This is a genomic window from Paenibacillus sp. PastF-3, assembly GCF_029893135.1.
Taxonomy (GTDB): Bacteria; Bacillota; Bacilli; order Paenibacillales; family Paenibacillaceae; genus Paenibacillus_AQ; species Paenibacillus_AQ nitricinens.
Genome location: NZ_JARXWM010000016.1, coordinates 125726 through 135453 on the forward strand (window position 1 = coordinate 125726; position 9728 = coordinate 135453).

Below are 9728 nucleotides of genomic sequence, written 5' to 3' on the forward strand. Positions count from 1 at the left end.
GGCTGTTGCTCCTTCGTGGAGGGGTGTTGAGTAGATGCGATTTGTGGTTAGATACGAAGACTCGGTGGGTGCGACTGCTTGGCGGGTGCTACTACTGGGTGGATGGGATCGCTCGGTGGGTGTAACTGCCAGATGCAACTGCGAGGGGTGAAGGCGAGCTGGGTCAGATCAATCTGAGGTATGACATCATGTGAAGTAGATCAACAATTAGGGAAAATCTCCCTCAAATTACTTGGATTTTGCCTGAAATCAACGTTTTTAGGGAATTTCTCCCTAATAATTCACCCAATTCTACGTTTTAGAGCTAAAACGGTTAAAATACAGGGAGAAATTCCCTAATTATCGTTTTCGAGATCAAAACTTATCTCTTTTCAGGGAGGTTTTCCCTAAAAATAAGCCTGGCATCCACTATCCCTATTTAGGAACAAGCAGATACACAGGCTTACTTCATTACTATTCACACAAATTCACGTACGATTCGCACGCATATTCACATGCTCTTTTCACACGCCAATCCACAAGCTCTATTCACACAGCTAACCTACGCGCCCAAAATAACTTCCCACACCGGCTTGGTGTGTCCACCTGGATACAGAACATAAAGCAGCACATACACCATAACGCCAGTAATCGCAGTAATGAACCAGATTATAGATGTCACTCTGCCCCACTTACGGTGCTTGGAGTACTTCGCTTTAAATCCAAGAGTTAATGTAGTAAGTCCGAATACCGCAGCTACCGTTGCCAGCACGATATGGAAGATCAGAAACACTTGATAAATCGTCTGTAGTTCATCCGGTCCGCCCCATGAGGTGTTCCCCACGAACAACGTTCTAGAGACATAAACAATAAAAAACAGGAGCGCAGCGATTGCGGCAGCAATCATCGTCTTCTTGTGCGCCTCGCGTTTGCCCTTAATGATGAGCCACCAGCCAATAGCTACGAGCACCGCACTAAGCACGATGAACGATGTGCTAATCGTTGGAAACACCGTAAAAATATCCATGATTCTCCTCCTTGGCAGTCTACCAGTTATGCACGGGTCAAGGTGCTCTCCTCGAGTGCTGAGGAAGGCGTCGATAATTCATCGCTCTCTTGTCCGTTCTCTTTTTTATACCAATGATAGAACACATAAGCAAGCATAGAGGCAAAAATAAATTCCTGAATGAACTTCATCGCGATCCCTCCCACCTGCTGATCCACCTTTGGTGACAACAATTCAAAGAACGCAGGACCCCCAAAATTCTGAAGTAAGGCAGAAGGATCACCCGATATACAGTAGCCCATGGCAAGTGCCCAAGTCTCCGGATCACTGTAAGTAGCATAGAGCGGTTGATCTGCAAAAATAATCAGTCCGCATGCTGGTGTCAACAATACCATATTTAGAAAAATAAACCCAATCTTGCCCAGTCCACTCGCCATTCGGCGCTCCGGTAGCGGATTGATCAATGTCCACCACATTAAGGCAGCGGTTAGGAATAAAACAATATAGTAGATTCGGTGAACGGTAAAATGCAGCATCACATAATCATGGATAACAGGAATATGGTACAAGGAAAATAGTCCATTAAACATAAGAGCAGCTACCACCGGTCGAGCTAAGAAAGACAGCCGACGAAAGGGATTTACTTTCAATAGGCTGCGCCACATAAAATCTGGAATCCCCAGCATAATTAGCGGCACTGCCACTAGGTATGATAAGGCCATACTAACCATGTGGAATGAAAACATCATATGTCCTAATAAGCTAACAGGACCGCCTTGTGCCAGATAAAGCGCAAGCATTCCGCACACAAATAGTGCTCTTCGCCAGAACGGAACCGGAACTGAATCTGCATAACGTCCAGCAATCGGACCAATCCAAACGAAATAACCCGCCGTCAGCAGCAGCATAACCGCCAGAAAAAGCGGGCTCCATAGTTCTGCAAAGCTAAAATATTGTAATCCGAGCATAACCCTAACCCCTCCTAGCGCAGGATCTAGTTAAACACCAAAAAGAGGGGGCATCGCAGCCCGCCTCTTTCTTTATAGTCCGTTAATTCCACCAAACCCAATACAGCGACATAATAATACAGGTACCAGCGGTAAAAAAACCACCCAGCATGAAAATAATCGGGATTAGATGTCCTTTATCTTTCAGGTGCATCCAGAAGCCCATCTGCACAATAACCTGAATGACTGCCATCACCAGTAGTAGAATAACCGCAAAGGTGGCATTCACGCCTCCAGCCGCAACAGCGGCGAAAGCAATTAAGGTCAAGACAATGGACAGTATAAAGACAACAATATGCCTCTGTGGCCCTTCATGCCGATGGCGATGCTTATACCCGTCGTTCTCCGGCACATGCTGATCTGTCGTCATAGTGTCTAGCCCACCTTTCCAAGTAGGTATACAACCGTAAAGATGAAGACCCATACCACATCAATAAAATGCCAGTACATGGCTGACACATACACTTTTGGTGCAGTAACTACGGTTAATCCTTTACGCATGAGTTGCCCGATCAGGATGGAGATCCATGCAATCCCGAAAGCTACGTGCGCACCGTGGAATCCTACTAATGTATAGAATGCCGAACTGAATGCACTTGTAGTCATTCCGAAGTCTTCGTGTCTCACATATTGAGTAAACTCATAGATCTCCAGAATCAGGAAACCAAGCCCTAAGGCTACAGTGACCAAAAGCCAGTTACGAAGCACAGCCGGACGGTTTCTATGCATCGCTTGAATAGCGAACACACTCGTCAAACTGCTTACCAAAAGAATGAATGTCGCAGCAGCTACAAGCGGCAAGTGAAACAGTTCATTCGCCGATGGCCCCTCATTCGTCTGATTACGCAATGCGAGGAACGTAGCGAACAACGTGCCGAACAATACCGCTTCCCCACCTAGAAACAACCAAAAGGCAAGAACCTTGTTTCGTCCTTCGAGCGTAGCTTTTTCCGGCTCGTGAGGAAATTCTTCCTTAGAAGCTTCTGCATGTGCCGTTGTCATGTCCGCTCACTTCCTTCCAGCTCTTCAGGTTCAATATGCCATCCATGATCATCATACAGCGAACGCAACAGCATGGATCCAAACGTAATGATAAGACCGATGGCTGTAACGATATAATTATTAAACATAAAGCTCATAAAGGCGTTGCCGAAGTCGTCCCGACTGAACATGAAGCCAAGTCCAGCGATGAAAATCCCAACAGACATAGTAAACGGCAATATAGTTGCAGACGGCATATGGATCGAGCCGACCGGTTCTGCCGGAGTCATGCCTTTATTTCCTGCCATTTTTTCTTTCCAGAATGCATCAATCCCACGGATAAGCGGGGTTTGCTTGAAGTTATATTCCGGTGGCGGCGAAGGAATCGTCCATTCTAGTGTACGTCCATCCTCCCACGGATCATTTGCTGCATCCGCCGGCTTTCTTGAAGTCAGGAAGATGTTGACCAAGAAGATAATCATGCCAACACTCATCAATCCAGCACCGATTGTACTGACTAAATTCAGCAAATCGAATTGCTGATTCGGCAAATACGTGAATACCCGGCGCTGCATCCCCATAAGTCCAAGGAAATGCTGTACAAAGAATGTCAGATGGAATCCGATAATAAATGTCCAGAAGGTCCATTTGCCCAGCTTTTCACTTAGCATCCGACCAAACATCTTCGGCCACCAGTAATGCAGACCAGCAAACAGGCCAAGCACCAATCCACCCACAATAACGTAGTGGAAATGCGCTACAACAAAATACGTATCATGGAACTGAAAGTCAGCAGGCGCAGAAGCCAGCATGACGCCAGTGACGCCACCCATCGTAAAGGTAGGAATGAATCCTGCCGCGAACAGGTTTGGTGTCGTGAAACGCACTTGCCCGCCCCACATCGTGAACAACCAGTTAAAAATCTTGATTCCGGTCGGAACCGCAATCAACATCGTCGATACAGAGAACAACGCATTAGCTACTGGTCCAAGTCCGGTAGTGAACATATGGTGAGCCCAAACCATGAAGCCCAGGAAGGCAATCAGGATGGTAGCGAACACCATTGAGCTATACCCGAACAGTCGCTTCCGCGAAAAAGTCGGGATAACCTCCGATATAATTCCGAAGGCAGGCAGAATGAGAATATATACTTCTGGATGCCCAAATATCCAGAAGATATGTTGCCAGAGCACCGGATTACCGCCAGCCCCAACCTCGAAGAAATTGGCTCCAAGTATCCGGTCGAATGTCAGCAGTACTAATCCTACTGTAACTGCCGGAAATGCAAACAAAATAATTGCGGAAGTAATAAATGTAGTCCAAGCAAACATCGGCATCCGCATGTAGGTCATTCCCGGCGCGCGCATCGTAATGATCGTGGCTAGAAAGTTAATCCCCCCGATGAGGGTACCTAATCCGGCAATTTGAAGACCAATCGTATAAAAGTCTACACCGTGTGTAGTGCTGTATGTACTCGTAGATAGTGGGGTGTAGGAGGTCCATCCGGCATCAGGAGCGCCACCCATTATCCAGCTGAGATTCAGTAGAATTCCGCCGAACAGGAAGGTCCAGAAGCCAAGTGCATTTAGAAAAGGAAAGGCTACATCACGTGCACCGATCTGTAGCGGTATGACAGCATTCATTAAGGCGAAGATGATTGGCATGACGCCGAGGAATATCATCGTCGTACCATGCATGGTAATAAGTTCATTAAACGTTTGGGCATCCAAAAAATTATTCATTGGTTTGATGAGTTGCCAGCGAATCAGAAGTGCTTCAATTCCACCGATACCAAAAAATAATCCTCCGGCCCATAGGTACAAAATTGCGATTTTTTTATGATCGACGGTTGTTAGCCAATCCATAAGTCCTGTATGGCGCTTCACACTGTGGCCATGCCCCAGAGGCTTGGATGAATTCAAGGTATGCGCTGCTTGAGCCAAAGTTCGTACCCCCTTTTTCGAAAGTTCCGCCCGCCTTTAGGCTAAGGCATTAGTCCAGCTTATAGTTGGCCAGATACTCAGCAATGCCATCAATCTCCGCATCACTTAGGCCTAGATCTTTGGGGTTAGGCATCAGATTGCCCGGTTTTACGGATTGTGGATCATGCAGCCATGTTTTGAGATTCTCCTCAATTGGTGCACCATCCTCCCTCGTGTCGTCGTTGAGCAGGATTCCTGCAATCGACTCCCGAGAACCAATTCCGGTCAAGTTCGGCGCATTATTAATCCCTTGATCACCTACAGCGTGGCAAGTCAGACACGCCGCTTTGAACTTCTCAGCTAAAGCAGGATCCTCTGGCAGCACAGCTACGGGTGCTTTCATCGAATCTATCCACTTCTGAAAATCTTGTTCACTAACCGATTTTACCTTAAACTCCATGAATCCATGAGACGGCCCGCATAGTTCCGCACATTTGCCACGGTAAACGCCTTCATTAGGTGCACTGAAGCTGAAGCGGTTAATCGTCCCGGCTGGGTTGGTGTCGATTTTACCGGAAAGAGAAGGGACCCAGAAGGAGTGCAGCACGTCTTTAGTCTCCAGTTCAAAAGCAATATCTTTGCCTACTGGAATAATCAGATCCTGCGCTGTAGTCACCTTGTAATCGGTATACTCAAACTCCCACCAATATTGATGGCCGGTTACTTTAACCTTAATCGCATCCTTGTCATTGGCATGATCATCTCCTGCGGCGAACACTGCTTTCACCGTTGGAACTGCCAGTACCACTACGAGGATAAGCGGAATGACCGTCCAGAGAATCTCAAGCTTGATGCTACCCTCAACCTGCTCAGGGATTTCATTCTGACCCGGCTTTCGACGGAAACGGATCAGTACATAAGCTGCAATCGTAAAGACAATCAGCAACACGACGATCATAATACTGATCGACAGCTCCATTAATCCATAAGACATTTCCGCCTGAGGACCCTGTGGTCTGAGTACTGACAAGTCCTCACGGCCGCACCCGGCAAGAAAGAGACCAAACATAGCGGTCATGGGAAGGAGTCGCTTTACAGCCTGCCACGTTTTCATCATTGATCTACCCCGCTTTTCCCGATTTCGTAGGTTCCTGTTTTTTTCTGTCAATTATAACAATCACTATTAATATAAGTTTAAGGGAAAGTTTTGTCAATCGTTCACAACTAGTTCACATTGTAATTTTCGACATAATAATTCCTTGTCCTACCTGCATTTATGCGCATTTTTTGAAAACGCAATCAAATAAAAAATGATCATTAAAGCACATTCATTACGAAATGTGTCTATTAATTCATTTGACTATTTTATGAGAGACGATATTTCTTATTCATAAATGTACATACAAAAAAAACCGATTCCTGCAACAAACGCTGCTCGGGCACGGTTTATAAGAATCCTCGTGGATGTTATTACTCAAAATGATGTCAAAAGTAAGTGACACTCGTATCTGTTAGCTAGGAGACGGATGAATTCATCTTTACCAGCTCATGCTCCACGACCATGGTCAGTTCTTCTTCATAGCCTCCGGTAATCCGATATTTTCGGACGTACTCCTTTACGAATTTCTTGGGATCTTTGGGCCGGAAAATACGTGTCATTTCCCGTAAACTTTCCTTGACTTCGTTATGACCTTTACTTGCCATGATCGTTCCCTCCCAAAACATTGAAAATGAATGCTCCGTTGTAGAGAATGCATGATGAAAAGTACGCCGTAACCTCGAATGCAAGTGAAGTAACCATTACACATACGTGGCTTGCATTATCCGCCAAAACGTAAAATTCAAAGCTTCAAAGCCTTGAGATACTGGTTCGCCGGTGAAGCAGGTTCGTCGTGATTTGGGCTGAGAGTAAGGACGCCTGTTGAACGAAAGCTCCTTGACACTTTTATTACCCGAAGAGCCACTTACTGAATCACCCCTTTCGGGCCTTATCGTTATATTGTATCATATTCCGGTCCAACTTCCACCTTTCCTTGTAAAATGTGCTAATTGGAAAATTTTTATTTTTTATAATGTTCTTCGTAAGTCATATTGCTCGTGTCGGGTTAAAATACATTATGCTCTATAGCAGGCCACACCTAACACATACCACAGCAAGAAAAGGAGAGATCCTATGGGCCAACCCACACCATTACTGACTTCATCCTATAACGTAGTTCCCGCGATGACTATCGCGCTACCTGAGGAAACTGCAACGCGCCGTGAAGGCCTTGAACAAGCTGATTATGCTATTCAGAAAGAATATCCAAAGATGCATAGTATGCTTATTGCTCGCCATGGCAAGCTCATCTTTGAACGTTATTACGGAAACCATCATGCCGGGGCATTAAATGATCTTCGATCTGCGACTAAAAGCTTTATCAGCACAATTACCGAAATCGCTATCGATCGGGGAGATATCCCTGATATCGATGTCTCGGTTTCCAAGGTACTTCGTAAACATGTTCCATACCTACACTCCCCTCATTTATCAAAAATCACTCTCCGTCATCTGCTTACCATGACTTCCGGATTTAGCTGGATCACGGGCAAGAAGCTTGGGGAGCCCTTCGTCCGGAATCTCCATCGTAGTCGCCGCTGGGGTTCCTTTGCTCTTAGTATGAACATAATTCCGGAACATATCGGTCAATTTCAATACCGTAGTATCGACTCCCATTTGATTTCGATGATTTTAAGTGAATCTACAGGTCAAGATGCGTTTACTTATGCTGCTGAGCATTTATTTAGCCCTCTCCGAATGACTCACACGGCTTGGTTACCGAGTCCCGAAGGTCATAGTATGGGACATATTGGTCTGTACTTGAACTCAAGAGATATGGCTAAATTTGGAATCTGTCTGCTTAATAACGGGTTATTTGCGAAGCAGCAGATCATTCCGAAGTATTGGCTCCAAGAAGCACTAACCGCACACACTACCGGATACCCGGCTTTTGGAGATTACGGATATCAGTTCTGGGTGGGTACGATGAGCGGCCAACCCTACAAGCTTGCCCACGGTCATGGTGGACAGCAAATCCTTCTCCTACCTAAGTTAGATGCGGTTGTGGTCTTTACAGCAGAGAGTAAGACAAACAATTGGAAGAGCCCCCGCAAGCTGCTCGAAAAGTATATTATACCCACGATGAGCTAAACATACTTTTTCCTGACAAGTCATAGGCTTTTAAGGAAGAAGGAGTAGTGAACTAACCCCCTTCTTCTCCAAGTAGAAGGAGAGTGAGCCCTTTGTCCCCTTTCAAATCATCCACCGGATTGCCCGATAATATTGCGGGCGCGCTGTGCTATTTTTTCCCTTTTATCGGCGGCGTGGTCTTTCTCGCTCTGGAGAAACGCAACCGCTTCGTGCTGTTCCACGCGTTGCAATCACTGCTTACGTTCGGCGTGCTGATGATTCTCCATGTTCTAACCGGATTTATCCCTTTCCTTGGCGCCCTAATGAGTGCAATCCTTTCTCTTTGCAGCTTTGCTATATGGCTACTTATGATCTATCAAGCTTTAAGTAGCAGATGGTATAAGCTTCCTTGGGTTGGGGATGTAGCGGAAAGTCAGATTCGACATCTATAAACACCACTGAAGGAACACCTCTAATCGCTGAAAAGTATTCCCTTTTGCCCATCCACTCCTTACAATGGAAAGACGGGCATCACGGAATTCTACAGGCTGGAGGAATTTAAATGTATCTAATCATCATAAACCCACGCTCCGGCGGGGGCGCAGGAGGACGGACCTGGCATACTGTAGAGGCGCTCATAAAAGAGCGGATGCTGCCATATATGACCTTGTTTACGCATAGCGAAGAGGGTGCAGAAGCCCTTGTTCTAAATACAATTAAACACCGCGAGGACTGGAAAGCCGCGATTGTAATCGGCGGCGATGGCACGCTGCACAGCATTTTAGGTGCCCTTCGTGGCAAGGACATTCCCTTGGCAATCATCCCTGCCGGCTCCGGTAACGACTCCGCACGCGGCTTCGGCATTCCGCTTTCGACTGAAGCCGCGCTGGAAGCTGCACTTAGCGATCGGCATATCGAAGCCGATCTGATCTCAGGCGCAAACGGACTGACTTTAACAGCCGTTGCCAACGGCTTTGATGCTCAGGTGGCCGAGAATGTGAATGCCAGCCGTTACAAACGGCTGTGCAATGCCATTGGCGCAGGCCAACTGGCTTATATCATCGGCATATTGCATACGCTGATGACGTTTAAGCCATGCCGGGTGAGTGTTGCGTGCGACGGGACGGAGCACGTCTTTGAGAAGGCATGGCTGGTCTCGGTCTGCAACCTGCCCAGCTACGGCGGCGGGCTGTTGATCTGCCCGCAGGCGAAGGCCGATGACGGCCAGCTCGACGTCTGCGTCGTGCATGGGTGCAGCCGCGGGCAACTGCTGCGGCTGTTCCCCACGGTACTGAAGGGCAAGCATGTAGCGTTGCCCTTCGTGTCCATGCTGCGTGGACGTAGCGTAGCCGTCAACTTCGCAGAGGCCCGGCCGGCGATCGGCGATGGCGAGAGCTTCGGCAAAGGGCCGCTTGCCGTACGCTGCGAGCCAGGAACGCTGCGGGTGCTCTCGCCGCTGGCGGCGGTTAGCGCGCAGCACCACGCCGATCCTGCAGCGGCATGCGGTGGCAACGGGTAAGCCATACCGGTGCATCACAAAAAAACAGCAAGAGACAGGCTTATCAACCTTGAAGTGCTCCCTGTCAAGTGTACAGTGTAAAAAACAAAAACTAGTTAGTTTAGATACCTCAGCTCGCATCATCAGAGCTGAGGTATCTTCGTTA

The 9728-nt window shown here is 47.2% G+C and carries 10 protein-coding genes; 3 read left to right on the top strand and 7 right to left on the bottom strand.

The window, feature by feature from the left end; genetic code table 11:
* Positions 1-541: 541 nt before the first annotated feature.
* The 7 genes from M2444_RS25855 to M2444_RS25885 all read right to left on the bottom strand — a co-directional run bounded on the left by M2444_RS25855 (position 542) and on the right by M2444_RS25885 (position 6599).
* Positions 542-1006, bottom strand: coding sequence for a DUF420 domain-containing protein (locus M2444_RS25855; protein ID WP_042123812.1), 465 nt, complete (start codon positions 1004-1006; stop codon positions 542-544).
* Positions 1007-1032: 26 nt separating this feature from the next.
* Positions 1033-1953, bottom strand: a complete 921-nt coding sequence (ctaG, locus tag M2444_RS25860; RefSeq protein ID WP_280788369.1) for a cytochrome c oxidase assembly factor CtaG — start codon at positions 1951-1953, stop codon at positions 1033-1035.
* 82 nt (positions 1954-2035) lie between these two features.
* The gene (locus M2444_RS25865; RefSeq protein ID WP_042184535.1) at positions 2036-2362 is read right to left on the bottom strand and encodes a cytochrome C oxidase subunit IV family protein; all 327 of its coding nucleotides are present in this window, start codon (positions 2360-2362) and stop codon (positions 2036-2038) included.
* A 5-nt stretch (positions 2363-2367) separates the two neighbouring features.
* A complete protein-coding gene (locus M2444_RS25870) occupies positions 2368-2994 on the bottom strand; it encodes a cytochrome (ubi)quinol oxidase subunit III (RefSeq protein WP_094877489.1) in 627 nt (208 codons plus the stop codon).
* A complete protein-coding gene (gene ctaD / locus M2444_RS25875; RefSeq protein ID WP_094874004.1) occupies positions 2991-4838 on the bottom strand; it encodes a cytochrome c oxidase subunit I in 1848 nt (615 codons plus the stop codon). The genes M2444_RS25870 and ctaD overlap by 4 nt, the downstream gene beginning before the upstream one ends.
* Before the next feature lie 127 nt (positions 4839-4965).
* A complete protein-coding gene (gene coxB / locus M2444_RS25880; RefSeq protein WP_042123804.1) occupies positions 4966-6012 on the bottom strand; it encodes a cytochrome c oxidase subunit II in 1047 nt (348 codons plus the stop codon).
* A gap of 398 nt (positions 6013-6410) precedes the next feature.
* Positions 6411-6599, bottom strand: a complete 189-nt coding sequence (locus tag M2444_RS25885; RefSeq protein ID WP_042123803.1) for a hypothetical protein — start codon at positions 6597-6599, stop codon at positions 6411-6413.
* Positions 6600-7068: 469 nt separating this feature from the next.
* On the opposite strand from M2444_RS25885, the gene M2444_RS25890 reads away from it, so the two are divergent.
* The 3 genes from M2444_RS25890 to M2444_RS25900 all read left to right on the top strand — a co-directional run bounded on the left by M2444_RS25890 (position 7069) and on the right by M2444_RS25900 (position 9583).
* Positions 7069-8085, top strand: coding sequence for a serine hydrolase domain-containing protein (locus M2444_RS25890; protein WP_280788370.1), 1017 nt, complete (start codon positions 7069-7071; stop codon positions 8083-8085).
* Between the two features lie 92 nt (positions 8086-8177).
* Positions 8178-8516 carry a DUF4870 domain-containing protein gene (locus M2444_RS25895; RefSeq protein WP_094873972.1) on the top strand — a complete coding sequence of 113 codons (339 nt, stop codon included), beginning with the start codon at positions 8178-8180 and terminating at the stop codon, positions 8514-8516.
* Between the two features lie 110 nt (positions 8517-8626).
* Entirely contained in the window at positions 8627-9583 is a 957-nt protein-coding gene (locus M2444_RS25900) for a diacylglycerol/lipid kinase family protein (protein WP_280788371.1), read from the top strand.
* Positions 9584-9728: the final 145 nt, after the last annotated feature.